12 protein-coding genes are annotated in these 15818 nt (G+C 76.0%); 4 read left to right on the top strand and 8 right to left on the bottom strand.

From position 1 onward, the window contains the following. Positions 1–150: 150 nt before the first annotated feature. From ADEH_RS14045 to ADEH_RS14055, 3 genes are all read right to left on the bottom strand, one after another. Positions 151–1071 carry an AAA family ATPase gene (locus tag ADEH_RS14045; RefSeq protein WP_011421760.1) on the bottom strand — a complete coding sequence of 307 codons (921 nt, stop codon included), beginning with the start codon at positions 1069–1071 and terminating at the stop codon, positions 151–153. A gap of 458 nt (positions 1072–1529) precedes the next feature. Beyond that, a complete protein-coding gene (locus ADEH_RS14050) occupies positions 1530–3785 on the bottom strand; it encodes an amylo-alpha-1,6-glucosidase (protein ID WP_011421761.1) in 2256 nt (751 codons plus the stop codon). After that, positions 3764–4840 (bottom strand): glycosyltransferase, encoded by a 1077-nt coding sequence (locus ADEH_RS14055; protein ID WP_011421762.1) that lies wholly within the window; start codon positions 4838–4840, stop codon positions 3764–3766. The genes ADEH_RS14050 and ADEH_RS14055 overlap by 22 nt, the downstream gene beginning before the upstream one ends. Positions 4841–4965: 125 nt before the next feature. On the opposite strand from ADEH_RS14055, the gene pdo reads away from it, so the two are divergent. The 4 genes from pdo to ADEH_RS14080 all read left to right on the top strand — a co-directional run bounded on the left by pdo (position 4966) and on the right by ADEH_RS14080 (position 9625). After that, a complete protein-coding gene (gene pdo / locus ADEH_RS14060; RefSeq protein WP_081436919.1) occupies positions 4966–5637 on the top strand; it encodes a protein disulfide oxidoreductase in 672 nt (223 codons plus the stop codon). 190 nt (positions 5638–5827) lie between these two features. Next, complete coding sequence (locus tag ADEH_RS14070; RefSeq protein WP_011421765.1) at positions 5828–7546, top strand: Ig-like domain-containing protein; 1719 nt, start codon at positions 5828–5830, stop codon at positions 7544–7546. A 67-nt stretch (positions 7547–7613) separates the two neighbouring features. Beyond that, positions 7614–8726 (top strand): type IV pilus twitching motility protein PilT, encoded by a 1113-nt coding sequence (locus ADEH_RS14075; RefSeq protein ID WP_011421766.1) that lies wholly within the window; start codon positions 7614–7616, stop codon positions 8724–8726. 38 nt (positions 8727–8764) lie between these two features. Beyond that, positions 8765–9625 (top strand): PilZ domain-containing protein, encoded by an 861-nt coding sequence (locus ADEH_RS14080; protein WP_232287283.1) that lies wholly within the window; start codon positions 8765–8767, stop codon positions 9623–9625. Between the two features lie 15 nt (positions 9626–9640). On the opposite strand, the gene prfB is transcribed toward ADEH_RS14080, so the two are convergent. From prfB to ADEH_RS14105, 5 genes are all read right to left on the bottom strand, one after another. After that, positions 9641–10760, bottom strand: a protein-coding gene (gene prfB, locus ADEH_RS14085; RefSeq protein ID WP_157061363.1) for a peptide chain release factor 2 whose coding sequence is annotated in 2 segments (ribosomal slippage) — positions 9641–10690 and positions 10692–10760 — 1119 coding nt in all. Because the reading frame shifts where the segments join, the coding sequence is not laid out codon by codon here. Positions 10761–10785: 25 nt separating this feature from the next. Next, positions 10786–12555, bottom strand: a complete 1770-nt coding sequence (gene lnt, locus ADEH_RS14090; RefSeq protein WP_011421769.1) for an apolipoprotein N-acyltransferase — start codon at positions 12553–12555, stop codon at positions 10786–10788. Positions 12556–12628: 73 nt separating this feature from the next. Continuing rightward, positions 12629–12910, bottom strand: coding sequence for a ribbon-helix-helix protein, CopG family (locus ADEH_RS14095; RefSeq protein WP_011421770.1), 282 nt, complete (start codon positions 12908–12910; stop codon positions 12629–12631). Further along, a complete protein-coding gene (ybeY, locus tag ADEH_RS14100) occupies positions 12907–13488 on the bottom strand; it encodes an rRNA maturation RNase YbeY (protein ID WP_011421771.1) in 582 nt (193 codons plus the stop codon). Before ybeY ends, ADEH_RS14095 begins: the two co-directional genes overlap by 4 nt. Continuing rightward, positions 13485–15737 carry an HD family phosphohydrolase gene (locus ADEH_RS14105; RefSeq protein WP_232287284.1) on the bottom strand — a complete coding sequence of 751 codons (2253 nt, stop codon included), beginning with the start codon at positions 15735–15737 and terminating at the stop codon, positions 13485–13487. Before ADEH_RS14105 ends, ybeY begins: the two co-directional genes overlap by 4 nt. Positions 15738–15818: the final 81 nt, after the last annotated feature.

Here is a 15818-nt window from a genome sequence, read left to right on the forward strand (position 1 = left end):
CCCGCCCCACCGAGCGAAGCGCGTCGGGGCCCCACCCCGGACTGCGCGGGTCCCGTGACCTCGCGCGCCCGCCTTCGCGGGCTCGCGCGAGGTCCCCGCGGGCGCGGCTGCGCCGCGCGCTGCGCTACCCTGGGCTCGCCTCGCGTCCCGCTAGCCGAGCTGCGCCGCGGCGGCGAGCTCGCCCTTGCGCTCGCGCGCGAGCGCCACGTCGGCCTCGTACTTGAGCGCGAGGTTGAGCGTCTGGTCGAGCAGCGCCGGGTCGAGCCGCTCGGCGTTCAGGATCGCGAGGGCGCGCACCCAGTCCAGCGTCTCCGAGATCGACGGCGCCTTCTTCAGGTCGAGCGTGCGGAGCTTCTGCACGGTCGCGACCACGCTGCGCGCCAGCGCCTCGGAGGCCTCCGGGACGCGGGCGCGGACGATGGCGAGCTCGCGCTCGCGCGCCGGGAAGTCGATGAACAGGTGGAGGCAGCGCCGCTTCAGGGCGTCGGAGAGATCCCGGGCCGCGTTGGAGGTGAGCACCACCCGCGGGACCTGGCGCGCGCGCACCGTGCCGAGCTCCGGCACGGTCACGGCCCAGTCCGAGAGCACCTCCAGCAGGAAGGCCTCGAACTCCGGGTCGGCCTTGTCGATCTCGTCCACCAGGAGCAGCGCCGGGGTGTCGCTGGTGAGCGCGCGCAGGACCGGCCGCGGCACCAGGAACCGCTCGCTGAAGAACACGTTCCCCTCGCCCGCGATCCGGTCGGCCGCCTCGGCGAGGCTGCCGGCGCCCTCCACGGCGGCGCCGATCCGGTCCTTGAGGAGCTGCGTGTACAGGAGCTGCTTCGCGTACTCCCACTCGTACAGCGCCTTGGACTCGTCCAGGCCCTCGTAGCACTGCAGCCGGATCAAGGTGCGGCCGGCCGCCCGCGCGAACGCGTGCGCCAGCTCGGTCTTGCCCACGCCGGCGGGGCCCTCGACCAGGATGGGCTTCTCGAGCCGGTCCGCCAGGTAGACCGCCGTCGCGATCTCGCGCGACGGGAGGTACCCCGCCTCGGCCAGCTTCGCAGACACCTCGTCGAGTGATCCGAACATCGCCCCTCCGCCGCCGCGCCCCGGCGGCCCGCCAAGCCTAACCCCGCGTCGGGGGCGGGGCGAGCCGAACGCGGTCCTGGCGCCGGCGCCGGACCCTCCTGTCGCCTGCGACGCACCGAATTACAGCCCCGTCCCGGCCCGGGCGCGCGCAATCGCCGGATTTCACGGCCCGCGACCGCCCCGCGGGCGCGGCACGAGGATTGAAGCGGGGGAGCCCGAGTCCCGCCGGAGGCCGGCCACGGACCCCGCCATGACGAAGCTCCTGCCAAACGCTCGAAGCGCGGGGCCCAGCTCCCGTCGTACGTCCTGATCGAAGCGGGGCCGGCCGCTCGATCCCCTCCACCGCCGCAGCCGCCCTGCGGGGCGCGCGGCGGAGATCACCGTGGTGCCCGGCGCGGGTGCGCCGGCGGGGCCGCGCGCGAGCGCGGCCCGCTTCATTTCAGGCGTCCCGCCCACCCTCAGACCTCGATCCGGACCTTCAGCTCCCCGCCCTGGATCTCCAGCACCTCGGCGAACGCGTTCGCCTTGCCGCGGGTGAACCGCAGGCTGGCCCGGGCGGGCCCGACGCGGAGCCCGTGCAGCACCAGCTCGTCGAGCCAGGGCGGGAGCCAGGGCTGCACCACCCGCAGCGTCCGGCGCGGCGCGTCCGCCTGCAGGCCGAGCACGGCCCGCACGAGCAGGAACCAGGCCGCCGAGGACCACGCCTGCGGCGAGCACGCGACCGGGTAGCTCACCGGGAACTGCCCGGACGCGCGCGACAGGCCGCAGAACAGCTCGGGCATGCGGAGCTGGCGGAAGTGCTGCGCCGCGTCCCAGAGGCCGGTCAGCACCTGCCCCGCCTGCCGCGTCATGCCGTAGGAGGCCATGCCCATGGCGCAGAGCGCGTTGTCGTGCGGCCAGACGGTGCCGTCGTGGTAGCTGAGCGGGTTGTAGGCGCGCTGCCCGGCCGCGAGCGTCCGGATGCCCCACCCGCTCCACGACTCGCGCCCGAGCAGCGAGGCCGCCACCTGGCGCGCGCGCGCGTCGGAGATGGCGCCCGAGAACAGCAGGTGGCCCGGGTTGGAGGTCACCGCGTCCACCTGGCGCTCGTCGCGATCGAGCGCGATGGCGTAGGTCCCCTTCCCCTCCATCCAGAAGCGCTCCTCCAGCCGCTCCGCGTGCAGCCGCGCCGCCGTGACCAGCGCCTGCGCCTCGGAGCGCCGGCCCCGCCGCCGGAGCAGCGCCGCCATGCGCCGGCGCGCGTCGATGCAGTAGCCCTGCACCTCCACCAGCGCGATGGGCGGCTCGGCCGGCGTCCCGTCCGCGAACGGCACGCCGTCGTGGCTGTCCTTCCACCCCTGGTTCCGCAGCCCCTGCGGCGTGCGCCGCTGGTACTCCACCAGGCCGTCGTCGTCGGGATCGGCCCAGCGGTCCATCCACGCGAGCGCGCGCTCCGCGGCGGGGAGCAGCGCCTCCACGGTCTCGTGGTCGTCGGTCCACAGGTCGTACTCGGAGAGCAGCATCAGGAACAGCGGCGTCGAGTCCACCGAGCCGTAGTAGGGCGTGTGCGGCACCTCGCCGGCGGCCGCCATCTCGCCGAAGCGGATCTCGTGGGGGATCTTGCCGGGCTCCTCGTCGCGGGTCGGGTCGTCGCGCTCGCCCTGCAGCCGGGCCAGGAACCGGAGCGCGTCGCGCGCCACCTCGGGCTGCGCGACCAGCGCCTCGTACCCCGCGATGAGCGCGTCGCGGCCGAACGGGCAGGTGTACCAGGGGATGCCCGCCGAGATGACCGGCGCGCCGAAGTGGTAGACGGTGAGCGCCTTCAGGTCCGCGACCGCCTGCTCGAGCGCGGAGGTGAAGAGGTCGTTCGAGGTGGCGAACCGGGTGGCCTGCGCGGCGTACGCCGAGTAGGCCTCGTGCGTGCACGAGGCCCGGGCGCCGAACGGCCGCGGCGCCGACGGCGGGACCGGCCGCTCCTCGTCGAGGCCGCGGGTCCGGCCCGGCGCGCCGTGCTCGATGCCCGCGGCCACCGCGAAGTGGACCTCGACGTGCTCGGCCGGCTCGAGGTGCAGCTTCACGCGGGCGCCCCGGCCGTCGAGCGAGGCGAGCGCCGCCGGCGCACCGTCCGGCCCCACCCCGCGGATCCGCACCTCGGTGGCGTAGCGCCGGCCGTCGCGCCCGTCGTACCGCAGCACCACCTGGTCCCGCTCCACCTTCGGCGCGTGGTAGCTGCCGCGCTCGCGGCGGCGGGCGCCGCGGATCTCGAAGACGTCGGCGAAGTCGGCCGCCCACTCCATGGCGATCCACGCGTCCACCGCCTTGCCCTGGAAGTTGGTGAGCACCAGCCGGTCCACCAGCACGTCGTCGATGAGCATGTCGCGGCGCAGGTGGACGTAGTTGAGCGGCTCGCGGCCGAGCAGGTCGCCCTCGTGGAGGCTCGTGACGGTGAAGTCCACCTGGGCCACGTAGTCGGAGGAGACCTGCGAGGACAGGCAGAGCAGCGGCCCGCCGGACACCGACATCCGCCAGGCGGACAGGTGGCGGGTGTCGGTGAGGAACAGGCCGAGGTCCCGCGCGCCGGCGGGGGCCACGTCCCCGAGCCGGTTCGCGACCAGGAACAGGTTGCCGCGCTTCAGGACGAGCTTGTCTACCCCGGTCGCCTCCGGGCGATCGGACGGGTCGGCGTAGCCGAGCAGCTCCTCGGGGCGTGCGATCACGGCGCGGCCGTCGTCCATCCTCCCCCCTCGTCCACCGCGGGCGCGGCGGGCTCCGCGCGCGCGGTGGCGGCCCGGTACGCCGCGACGTAGTCCGACGCCATCCGGTCCGCCGAGAACCGCTCGCGCGCCCGCCGCTGGATGATCCGCCGGTCGAGCCGCCCGGCGCGCCGGAGCGCCGCCGCCATCTCCGCCGCGTTGCGCACCAGGAACCCGTCGATCCCGTCCACCACGATCTCCGGCGCGGCGCCGAGCGGGAACGCGATCACCGGGCAGCCCGCCAGCAGCGCCTCGATCATCACCAGCCCGAACGGCTCCTCCCAGCGCAGCGGCACGAGCAGCGCCCGGGCGCGGGCCAGCAGGCGCCGCTTCTCGGCGAGGCCGGCGCGCCGCGTCCAGGCGACGTGCGGCGCGGCCAGCGCCGGCGCGAGCACCTCGTCGTCCCAGCCCTCGGGGTGCGCGTCGTCCGCGTGCACGTCGCCGGCCACGTCGATGCGCAGGCCGGCCCGCCGCGCCGCCTCCACCGCCAGCTCGGGCGCCTTGCACCACGCCAGCCGGCCCAGGAAGAACGCGCCGCCGCCGCCGTCGCCCTCGCCCACGTCGGGGTAGAGGTCCGGGTCGAGGCCGTGGTGGACCACCCGGTGCGCGGGCGGGGACGACAGCTCGGCCTGCCGCCGCGAGATGGCGACGCGCAGCACCGCCGGGACGCGCGCGTAGAAGCGCGTGAGCGCCGCGTCGGGCGCGTGGTGCAGGGTGTAGACCACCGGCGCGTGCAGCGCGCCGGTGAACGCGAGCATGGCCGGGAGGTGCGCGTGCACCACGTCGAAGCCGCCGCGGGCGATCTCCGCCGCCGCGTAGCGGCAGTGGAGCAGCCCGGCGTAGGGCTCGGGCGGCCAGACCGGCGCCTCGAAGGTCGCGCGGAGCCCGGGGGCGCGCGAGTCGCCGGTCGCGAACACCGCCACCCGGTGGCCGGCCCGCACCAGCGCGCGGGCCAGCGCGTCCACCACCAGCTCGGTCCCGCCGTAGCCCGGGGGCGGCACCGCCACGAACGGCGTCGAGACGATCGCGACGTGCACGATGTGAAAGCTAGGACCGGCGCCCGGCGCGGACCACCGCCGGGCGCCCGGGCGCGTGCGCCGGCGGCAGGCCGGCGCTAGGTATGGACGCTCGCGGCCCGGAGGCCGCGCGGAGGCGACACGACATGGCGCTCATCGGCAAGGACGACGCGGAGCAGATCCGCACGGAGCTGGAGGGCGCGCTGCAGGGCGACGTCAAGCTGACGCTCGTCGGCCCGAGCGCCCTCGCCCCGCCGGCCCGGGATCTCACCCCGCAGATCCGCCAGCTGCTGGAGGAGGTGGCGGCGCTCTCGCCGAAGCTCGCGTTCGAGTACCTGGACCTGCCCACCCCCGAGCAGCGCGAGGCGCTCGGGCTGGCGCCCGACGAGGCCGGCCCGCTCACGATCCTCTCCGGCGCCGCGCGCGGGCGCGTGCGCTACCTCGGCGCGCCCGCCGGCCACGAGTTCCCCAACCTCGTCAACGGCATCATCGACGTGTCGCGCGGCGAGTCCGGGCTGTCGCCCGCCTCGCGGGAGGCGCTCGCCCGGATTTCACGCCCAGTTCACATCAAGGTGTTCTTCACGCCCACTTGACCGTACTGCCCCCAGGCGGCCGGTCTGGCCCATGCCATCGCGGTGGAGAGCGCCCACGTCGTCGCCGACGCCATCGAGGCCCAGGAGTTCCCCGACCTCGCGGCGCGGTACCAGGTGATGGGCGTGCCCAAGACGATCGTGAACGACGTCGAGGAGTTCGTCGGCGCCGTCCCCGAGGACGAGTTCGTGGCGCACGTGCTCCGGGCGGCCGGCGTGCCGGCCTGAGCGGCGGCGGGCGACGCCGGCGCCGCGCGGCGGCCGCGCCTCCGCCCCTGCCGCCTTGGTGCGTGCCGCGTTCGCGCGTCGCGCGGTCGCGCGGGTGGCCGGTCGTCCGCTCCCCTGGCAGCATCCCCTGCACGCCTCGCCGCGCCGGGTCGGGGGACCCGGGCAGGCGGGCGCGAGGATCGGGGGATCCATGCAGCCGAAGTCCGCCTTCCGGCGCGCGCACGTCGCGCGCCTCGCCACGCTCGCGCTCGCCGCCGCGGCGCTCGCGGCCTGCTCGTCCGGAGGCGGCGCGTCCGCGCCGTCCGCGCCGCAGGCTCCGGCCGGCGGCGCGCCGGTCCCGAGGTCGATCTCGGTCTCGCCGGCGGCCACCACGCTCGCGGCCGGCTTCACCCAGCGGCTCACCGCCATCGCCACCTTCTCCGACGGCTCGAAGCGGGACGTCACCGCCACCGCCGCCTGGGAGTCCTCGGCGCCGGCCGCCGCCGCGGTGACCGGGGGCGAGGTCACCGGCGTCGCGCCCGGCGCGGCGACGGTGGGCGCCCGCTGGTCCGGGCTGCGCGGCACGGCCGAGGTGACGGTCACCTCGGCCGTCCTCCAGTCCGTCGTCGTGACGCCGCCGTTCCCGAGCCTGCCGCTCGGCGCCGACCTGCAGCTCGCGGCGACCGGGCTGTTCTCCGACGGCAGCGCGCGGGACGTGACCGCGGAGGCGGCCTGGGAGAGCGCGGCGCCTGCGACCGCCGCGGTGCCCTCGCCCGGCCTGGTGCACCCGGTCGCGCCCGGGGACGCGGCCGTCTCGGCGACGCTGGAAGGCGTGCGCGGCGCGACCACGGTCAGCGTGACGGCCGCCACGCTCGAGGCGCTGGACGTGTACCCGGGCGCCGCCACCCTGGCCCGCGGCACCTCGACCGCGTTCACCGCGGTCGCCACGTACTCCGACGGCACCGCCGCCGACCTCACCGCGCAGGCGGCCTGGGCCGCGAGCGGGCCCGAGGTGACGCTCTCGGCGCCCGGCCCGGAGGGCGTGGTGGTCACCGGGGCGGCCGAGGGCACCGCCACGGTGACGGCGGCGTTCGGCGGCCTGACCAGCGCGGCGACGGTGACGGTCACCGCGGCCGAGCTCACCGGGCTCGCGGTGTCCCCGGCCGCGCTCGACCTGCCGGTCGGGCTCTCCGGCGCGCTCGAGGCCACCGGCACGTTCTCCGACGGCTCGACCCAGGACCTGACCGCGCAGGTGGCGTGGGTGTCCTCCGACGCGGCCGTGGCGGCCGCCTCCAACGCGCCCGGCAGCGAGGGGCTCGTCAGCGCGCTCTCCGCCGGCGACGCGACCGTCAGCGCGACCCTGTTCGGCCGGACCGCGTCGGCGGCGGTGACGGTCCGCGCGGTGGTGCTCCAGTCCATCGCGGTGACGCCCGGGACGGCGTCGGTGCCCGCGGGCTACCAGGTCCGGTTCCGGGCGACCGGCACCTACAGCGACGGCTCGACGCACGAGCTGACCGGGAGCGCGGCCTGGATCAGCGCCGATCCGGCGATCGCGACCGTGGTCGCCACCGGGACCGGCGCGGGCACCGCGACCGGCGTGGCGCCCGGGACCACCCGGATCTCGGCGGGGCTGGACGGCGTCGTCGGCGAGGCGACGCTGACGGTGGGCTCGGCCCGGCTCGTCTCGGTGGCGGTGACGCCGTCGCCGTTCGAGGTGGGGGTGGGCGGGACCGCGCAGCTGACCGCCACTGGCACGTTCAGCGACGGCGGCACGCTCGACGTCACGCGGCAGAGCGTCTGGAGCTCCAGCGCCAAGTCCGTCGCGACCGTCTCGCGGGGCGGCGTGGTGACCGGGCTCCGGGCCGGGGCGGTGACGATCCAGGCGAACCGCGCCGGCCGGAAGGGCCGGGCCGACGGCACGGTCCGGTGAGCGAGCCGGGGCGCGGCCAGGGAGCTTGCTGGCCGCGCCCACCGGTTGAGGCTAGACTCACCGTCTTATGGAAGGACAGGGTCCGCTCAGCGAGGAGCTGTTCCACTCGTTCCTGCAGCTCGCCGTGAAGCGCCAGGCGAGCGACGTGCACTTCGAGGTGGGCTATCCGCCCACCTACCGGGTGTTCGGGGAGCTGCTGTCGGCGAAGTACCCGCCGCTGACGCACGCGGACACGGAGGCGATCGCGAACTTCGTCCTCCAGGCCCCGGGCTCCGGCTTCACGCCGCTCGACTTCCGCGAGGTGGACCGCAGCTACTCGCTGCCCGGCGTGTCCCGCTTCCGCGCGTCCATCTTCAAGCAGCGCGGCAGCTGGGGCGCGGTGATGCGCACCATCCCGTTCCAGATCCCGGACTTCGACACGCTCAACCTGCCGCCGGTGATCCGCACCATCGCCGAGGCGCGCCGCGGCCTCATCTGCGTGACCGGCGCCACCGGCAACGGCAAGTCCACCACCGTCGCCAGCATCATCAACACCATCATCCAGCAGGAGCGGCTCCACGTCGTCACGGTCGAGGATCCGATCGAGTTCATCTTCGCCGGCGGCAAGGGCCTGGTGATCCAGCGCGAGGTCGGCTCGGACACCGCCAGCTACAGCGACGCGCTGCGGGCCGCGCTCCGGCAGGACCCGGACATCATCATGGTGGGCGAGCTGCGCGACCGCGAGGCGGCCGACATCTGCCTGAAGGCGGCGGAGACCGGGCACCTCGTCATCACCTCGCTGCACACGCCCGACGTGCCCCGCGCGGTCGGGCGCATCGTGGGCCTGTTCCCGGCCGACGAGCAGGACAGCGTCCGGGCGCGGCTCGCCGACAACCTGCAAGCCGTCATCGCGCTCCGGCTGCTCATGCGCGCCGACGCGACCGGGCTCATCCCCGCGGTGGAGTCGCTGCTCGCCACCACCAGCGTGCGCGAGCTGATCCGCGACGGCTCCAAGATCAACGAGCTGCGCACGTACATGGACACCGCCGGCGCCGACCTGGGGATGCACAGCTTCGACCAGTACCTGTACCGCCTGCACGAGGCGAAGCGCATCGGCCTCGACACCGCGCTGGCGAACGCGACGCACCGCGCCGACCTGGAGCGGCGGATCATGATGGAGACGGGGGGCCGTCCCGCGTGATCGCCGCCGGCGCCCCAGCGGCGTCGCGCGTTCTGGTGGTGGGCTCGGACGCCGACGTCTCCATCGCGCTGCACCTGCACCTCGAGCGTGCGGGGCACGCGGTCTACTGCCTCCCCGGGCCCGGGGAGCTCGAGGCGTTCGTGCGCGCCGCCGCCCCGCACACGGTGGTGCTGCTGCTCCCCGCGGTGCCGGACGGCACCTGGGGCGCCGCGCTCACCACCGCCGCCAGCGCCGCCCGCGTGGGCGTGCGCGTGGTGATGGTCGCGCCGTCGCGCGAGATCGTGGAGCCGCTCGCCGCGGTGGCCGGCGCGGAGCGCGCCCTGGCGCGCGCCGAGGTGCTCTCGCGCCCGCTCGTGGTGATGGAGCGGCTGCCGGGCAGCGCCCCTCCCCCGGCTCCGCCGCTCCCGGCGCCGGCCGCGCCGCTCCCGGGGGCGACGCCGGCGGACGTGCTGCGCCCGGCCGCCTCGGTGCTCGTCCCCGATCCGCCGCCGGCGCGGCCGCGGCCGCCCTCGGTGGACCTGATGGCCCTCATCGACGAGGAGCTGGTGGACGAGCCGAAGGCCCGCCCCACCGTCACCCGCGTCGAGGTGAACGTGAGCCTCGTCTCGGAGCACAACTTCTACGTGGGCGCGACCCGCCGGGTGGACTCCGGCGGCGTGTTCATCGCCACGGCGCTGCCGCCGGCGGTCGGCACCCGGCTGCAGGTGCGGCTCGGCCTCGCCGACGGGCGCAAGCTGGATCTCGAGGGCGAGGTCGCGTTCGTGCGCGAGAAGAGCGCCACCACCGGGCGGCAGCCCTCCGGCTGCGGCGTGAAGCTGCTCGCGCTCCCGGGCTGGGCGGTGGACGCGATCGACCGCTTCACGCTCGCGCGCCAGCCCATCGTCTACACGCCGCGGTAGCGGCGCGGGCCGGGGTCACTCGTCCACGGCGCGGTCGGTGCGCCGCACGCCCATCAGGTAGGGCTGGATGAACGGGTCGAGGTCGCCGTCCAGGACGTCGTCCACCTTGCCCGTCTCCACCCCGGTGCGCAGGTCCTTGACCATCTGGTAGGGCTGCAGCACGTAGCTGCGGATCTGCGAGCCGAAGTCGATGTCCTTCTTCAGCGCCTCGGCGGCGTCGCGGGCGGCCGCGCGCTTCTTCTCCTCGAGATCGTAGAGCTTGGCGCGCAGGATCTTCCAGGCCACGTTGCGGTTCTTCTGCTGGCTGCGCTCGTTCTGCACCGCCACCACGATGCCGGTGGGCAGGTGCGTCATGCGCACCGCCGAGTCCGTCTTGTTCACCTTCTGCCCGCCGGCGCCCGAGGAGCGGTAGGTGTCGATGCGGACGTCGGCCTCCTTGATGTCGATGACGATGTCGTCGTCGATCTCCGGGGTCACGTCCACCGCCGCGAAGCTGGTCTGGCGGCGTGCGTTCTGGTCGAACGGGCTGATGCGCACCAGGCGGTGCACGCCGCGCTCCGCCTTGAGCCAGCCGTACGGGTGATCGCCGCGCACGATGAACGAGGCGGAGCTGATCCCGGCCTCCTCGCCCGCGACCAGGTCGGCCGGCTCCACCTCCCAGCCGCGCCGCTCGCAGTAGCGCACGTACATCCGGTAGAGCATGGCGGCCCAGTCCATCGCCTCCACGCCGCCCGCCCCGCTCTTCACCTCGACGATGGCGCCGGCCGCGTCGTGCGGGCCGGAGAGCATCTTCTGCAGCTCGAGCCCCTCCAGCTGGCGGCCCACCGCCTCGGCGGCCTCGGCCGCCTCGGCGCGGGTGGCCTCGTCGCGCGCCTCCTCGGCGAGCTCGTTCAGCGCCTGCGCGTCGTCGAGCGACCGGCGGACCGCGGCGCAGGCCTGGGTCACCTGCTCGAGCTGGGCCTTCTCCTTCAGCAGCCCCTGCGCCTTGACGTTGTCGGTCCAGAACGCCGGGTCCTCCGAGAGCTTCGAGATCTCCGCGACCCTCAGCTCCTTCCGCTCGACGTCAAAGCGACCCCCGGAGCGCCTCCAGGCGTCGGGTGAGCTCGGCGATGCGCTCGGCGGTGGGGGAAGCCATGGCTCGGGTCCTCCGGGTTCCTTCGCTACGCGGCGGCGCTCCGGCCGTCGCGGCCCTCCCGGCGCACGCGACGGGCGAGCGCGGGGTGGGTGGCCGCCAGGGCGGCGGCGGCGATGAGCGCGCTGCCCCAGGCGAAGAGGTCGCCGACTGTAGTGTAGAGCGTGCGCCCCCGCAACCGCGGGACGCGGGCGAGCAGCAGGCGCGCGGGCTCCTGCGGGTCCGGCGCGAGATCGGGATCGACCGGGCCCACGTCCAGCGCGCCCGGCGCCAGCTCGCCGGTGGGCAGGATCACCGCCGACACCCCGGCGTAGGCGGGCCGGACCACCGCGCGCCGCGCCTCGATCGCGCGCATCCGCACGATGGCGAGGAACTGGTACGGGCCGGACGAGTAGCCGTACCAGGCGTCGTTGGTGGGGTTCACCAGCAGCTCCGGCTCGGGGTCGCGGCGCGCGAACGCCACGTTGATCTCCGGGAAGATCGCGTCGTAGCAGATCATGGGCGCGACGCGGACCGGCCCGGAGGGCGCGGGCGCCGCCGCGGCCCCGGCCGCCGGAGCGCCCGGCACGGCCGAGGCGAGCGCGGGCCCCGCCGCCGGCGCGGCGGCGAGCGGGAACTCGAGCACGCTCAGGTCGGTGCCCGGCTCGGCCGGCGCGAGGCTCGGCACCAGGTGCCGCACGAACGGCAGCCAGCGCTGCAGCGGCACGTACTCGCCGAACGGCACCAGGTGGTGCTTCAGGTACTTCCCCAGCACCTGCCGCCCGGGGGAGACCATGAACTGCGCGTTCCCGACGCGCGGCACCCGCTCGCCGTTCGCGGCGCGGGTCCACTCCACCGTGGTCGCCCCGAGCAGCACGTGCGCGCGCTCGAGCGGCGGCAGCCCGGCGGCGGGCGTCGCGAAGCTCCGGACGTCCGGCGCCACGTACAGCGGGTAGGCCGCCTCCGGCCACGCCACCAGGTCGGCGCCGGCGCGGTCCGCCTCCACCGTAAGCGGCACGAGGCGCGCCAGGATCTGCGCGCGGTGGTTGCGCGCCGCGTTCTTCACCGACTGGTCCACGTTCGGCTGCACCACGCCCACCGTGATCGACGGCGCCGCGGCGGCCTCGGCGCGCACGGCACGCACCCGCAGGGCGCCGCCGGCCACCACCGCCGCGACCAGCGCCGCGGTGCCGGCCAGCGCCCGCCGCGGGAGCGGCCGCCGCTCGCGCCGCGCCTCCAGCGCCTCGGCCAGCACCGCGTTCACCAGCACCACGAGCGCCGCGATCCCGTACACGCCGGTGGCGGCCGCGAGCTGCGCCACCGCCGGAGTGCGCGCCTGCGTGTAGCCCACGTTCGCCCAGGGGAACCCGGAGAACAGGTAGTTGCGGGACAGCTCGAACGCGACCCACACCGGCGGGAGCACCGCCCAGGCCGGCCAGCCCAGCCGCGCGCGGACGCGCTGCGCCACCGCGAACGCGCCGGCCCAGTGCGCCGCCATGTACAGCACCAGCAGCGACAGGGCGAACACCGAGAACGCGAGCGACAGGCCGCCGAACGCGGTCATGGCGTGCGAGACCCAGTAGATGGCCGCGAAGAAGTAGGCGAGGCCCGCCACCAGGCCGAGGCGGGCCGCCTGCCACGCGCCGCGCGCGCGCCGCAGCGCCACGAACGCGGGCACGAGCGCCACCCAGGCGACCAGCTCCAGCCGGCCGGCGGGGTCCACCTCGCGGATCGAGAGGAACGGCACCACCAGCGGCAGCGCCAGCGCGAGCGCGAGCCCGGAGGCGATCGCGAGGAGGTAGGGGACGAGGCGCGTCATCGAGCGTTCCTGCGGCGGCGACGGGGGCCGCGGCGCGCCGGGATCCTGTCGGCGGCGGGCCGGCGGCGCCCGGTCAGCGGACCTTCCCGCCGGGCCCGCCCTCCGGGCCGTCCGGCGCCTCCGCCTGCTGCGCCTGCGCGGCGCCGTACGCCTCGGCGGCGGCGAGGTAGTACGCGACCGCCTCGCGCACCAGGTGGCCGACCGGCCGGCCGAGCCGCGACGCGGTGGCGGTCATGGCCTCGGCGAGGTCGGCGGGCATCCGGACCGGCACCACCCGCGCCTGGGCCAGCGCCGCCTCCAGCCGCTCCAGCGCCTGGCTGGGCCGCGACACGCGGAAGTCGCCCGCCTCGATCATGTCCTTGATCCGGCGCGCGAGGTCTTCGCGCGTGAACCACGCGCCGTCGAGCCAGACCGACTCGGAGTCGAGATCGATGTCGGCGAACGGGTCCATCGGTCCTTTGCCTCGCCGGCGCGCCCCTCGCGCCGGCCCTCGCGGAGCGCCGCCCCGACGAGCCCCTCCGCCCGCGCGAGCTCCGCTTCCTTCTCCGCCATCGCCCGGGCGTCCGCGGGCCGCTCGTGGTCGTAGCCGAGCAGGTGCAGGATCCCGTGCGCCAGGTAGCGGTCCAGCTCGGCGCCCACCCGCCGACCGTCGGACCGCGCCCGCCGCGCGGCGGTGTCGAGCGAGATTACCACGTCGCCCAGCAGCGCCCCAGCGCCCGGCGGCTCCGATATCGGGAACGACAGCACGTCGGTGGCCTGGTCCTTCTGCCGCCACTCCCGGTTGAGCGTGCGGATGCGCCGGTCGGTCACGAGCAGGATGGAGAGCTCGGCGTCCTCGCGCCCCAGGGCGGCCAGGAACGCCGCCGCGCGCGCCCGGAGCCGCCGGGCGGCGCGGGCGCCGTCGGGGTGCTCGGAGGTGAGCCGGACGATCACGGCTTCGCCACCAGGTGCACGGCCGGGCCGTCGTCGCGGCGCCGGTCCGGGTACTCGGGGCGCGTGTGGTAGATGGCCTCCAGCGCCCGCACCATCGCGCCGGAGATGGCGTTCAGGTCGCGCAGCGTCAGCGCGCACTCGTCGAGCTGCCCCTCCCCGAACACCTCGTTGATGCGCTTGGCCACCAGCGCGCGGAGCGAGTCCGCGGTCGGATCCTCCAGCGCGCGCGCGGAGGCCTCGCACGCGTCGGCGATCATGACGAGCGCCGCCTCGCGCGTCTGCGGCTTCGGGCCGGGGTAGCGGAACAGGGCCTCGTCGAGCGGCGCGGGGCGGCCCCCGCCCTCGTCCGCCAGGCGCTGCGCCTTGCCCCAGAAGTACCCGACGTGCCGCGTGCCGTGGTGCTGCGCGATCGCGTCCTGGACCACCCGCGGCAGGCGCCAGTGGCGCGCCAGCTCCAGGCCGTCGGTCACGTGGCGCTTCACGATGAGCGCGCTCATGGACGGCGCGAGCGCGTCGTGCCGGTTCTCGCCGCCGCGCTGGTTCTCGGCGAAGTAGAGCGGGTTCCGGATCTTCCCGAGGTCGTGGTAGTAGGCGCACACCCGCGCCAGCAGCGGGTTCGCGCCGATCGCCTGCGCGCCCGCCTCCACCAGCGAGCCCATCAGGATGGAGTGGTGGTAGGTCCCGGGCGACTGGACGATGAGCTCCTTCAGCGCCGGGTGGTTCAGGTTCGCGAGCTCGAGCAGCTTCACGTCGGTGACGTACCCGAACACGCCCTCCACCACCGGGAGCAGCCCCACCACCGCGATCGGCAGCAGCACCGCGCCGCCGACCAGCGCGCCGACCGCCGAGAGCAGCACCTCGGCGCCGGCGCGGCCGGCGTAGAGCCCGAGCGCCGCGACCACGGCGGCGCCGACCAGCCCCACCCCCAGGCCGGCGCGGAACAGCCCGGCCCGGTCGCGGTTGTTGCGGACCAGGCCCGCCGCGGCGACCGAGGTGAGCGTCGCGAACAGCGCGTAGGCGAGCGACTGCCCGGCCAGCAGCCCGGCCGCCAGCCCCATGGCGAGCGCGAACAGGAGCGCGGTCTCCGCCGCCAGCACCTGCCGCACGATCATCGCGCCCGCCGCGAACGGCACCAGGTACTGCAGCGCGACCGCGGGGACGTACGGGAAGCGCTCGTGCAGCGCGTCCACCACCGCGAAGCCGAGGAAGCCGGCCGCCAGCGAGCCGAGGTACAGCAGCGACAGCAGCAGCGCGTCGCGGCGCGCCGGACGGAAGCGCGCCACGTTCCGGCGCGCGAAGCGCCAGAGCAGCGAGACGAGCAGCGCCACCACCACCGCGCCGCCGATGCGGACGCTGCCCAGGTCCTCGCCCTTGCGCTGCGCGCGGATGCCGTCGAACACCAGCAGGTGGCGCTTCTCGATCCGCTCGCCGTCCCCGATGATCTTCTCGCCGCGCTTCACCGGGATGGCCACCGGCTTCACCCGCGCGGCCGCGTCGTAGCGCCGCCGCTCGGTCTCGGCCTGGTCGTAGACCAGCGTCGGGCGCACCATCGCCTCCGCGGTGCGCGCCATCGCAGCGCGCACCGCCCCGGGCTCCTTCTCCAGCCGCGCGGCCGCGGTGCGGGCCAGCTCCTCGCGCGCCTCGGCCACGTCGCGGACCTGGGAGGCGTCGGCGAACGCCTGCTCGCGCTCCGGGCGCCCGCCGCGCAGCGTGCGGACCACGAAGCCCGCGTCGGGGGCGGCCGGGAGGAGCTTGCGATCCTCGATGACCAGCCCGGCCAGCGCGCCGCGGGCCAGGTCCGCGAGCTGGCGCTCCGCCACCTCGGAGAACCGGGTCGTGCCGAGGGCGGTCAGGTCGCCGTCCCGCACCAGGACCTGCAGCCGCGACACGAACGCGTCGCGCTGCGCGGCGTAGCGCCGCTCCAGCGCCGCGGCGTCCCGGGCCCCGCGGCCGTCGTCGCGGAGCGCCCGCTCCTCGTCGCGCATCAGCTCGAACGCGGCGTGGACGCGCGCGACCGCCTCGTCGGCGGCTCCCGCGTCCTGGTGGTAGACCGGGCGCTCCGCCGCCGCCGCCTCGGCGCGGCGCCGGGCGGTCGCCTCCTCGTCCACGATGTCGTAGTCGCGGTCGGCCTTGATGGTCGCCGGCGCGGGCGTGCCGAGGGCCTCGGGGCCGGGCAGCCGGTGCGCGGCCGAGGGGGCGAGCAGCCACCCGGCGGCGGCGGAGACCGCAGCCACCAGGAGCGCGCGCATCAGCCGGCCGGGCCAATCGACGCGGTCGGCGGCGGGAGGGCCGCCGGCGGCGGGTGTGTCAGTGGGGGGACCGGACACGGC

This window comes from Anaeromyxobacter dehalogenans 2CP-C (assembly GCF_000013385.1).
Taxonomy (GTDB): Bacteria; Myxococcota; Myxococcia; order Myxococcales; family Anaeromyxobacteraceae; genus Anaeromyxobacter; species Anaeromyxobacter dehalogenans_B.

What these genes read in the sequence shown, in the direction of transcription:
- ADEH_RS14045 (WP_011421760.1), bottom strand. Translation starts at nt 1,071, where the DNA reads ATGTTCGGATCACTCGACGAGGTGTCTGCGAAGCTGGCCGAGGCGGGG.
- ADEH_RS14050 (WP_011421761.1), bottom strand. Translation starts at nt 3,785, where the DNA reads ATGGACGACGGCCGCGCCGTGATCGCACGCCCCGAGGAGCTGCTCGGC.
- ADEH_RS14070 (WP_011421765.1), top strand. Translation starts at nt 5,828, where the DNA reads ATGCAGCCGAAGTCCGCCTTCCGGCGCGCGCACGTCGCGCGCCTCGCC.
- ADEH_RS14075 (WP_011421766.1), top strand. Translation starts at nt 7,614, where the DNA reads ATGGAAGGACAGGGTCCGCTCAGCGAGGAGCTGTTCCACTCGTTCCTG.
- lnt (WP_011421769.1), bottom strand. Translation starts at nt 12,555, where the DNA reads ATGACGCGCCTCGTCCCCTACCTCCTCGCGATCGCCTCCGGGCTCGCG.
- ADEH_RS14095 (WP_011421770.1), bottom strand. Translation starts at nt 12,910, where the DNA reads ATGATCGAGGCGGGCGACTTCCGCGTGTCGCGGCCCAGCCAGGCGCTG.
- ADEH_RS14105 (WP_232287284.1), bottom strand. Translation starts at nt 15,737, where the DNA reads ATGCGCGCGCTCCTGGTGGCTGCGGTCTCCGCCGCCGCCGGGTGGCTG.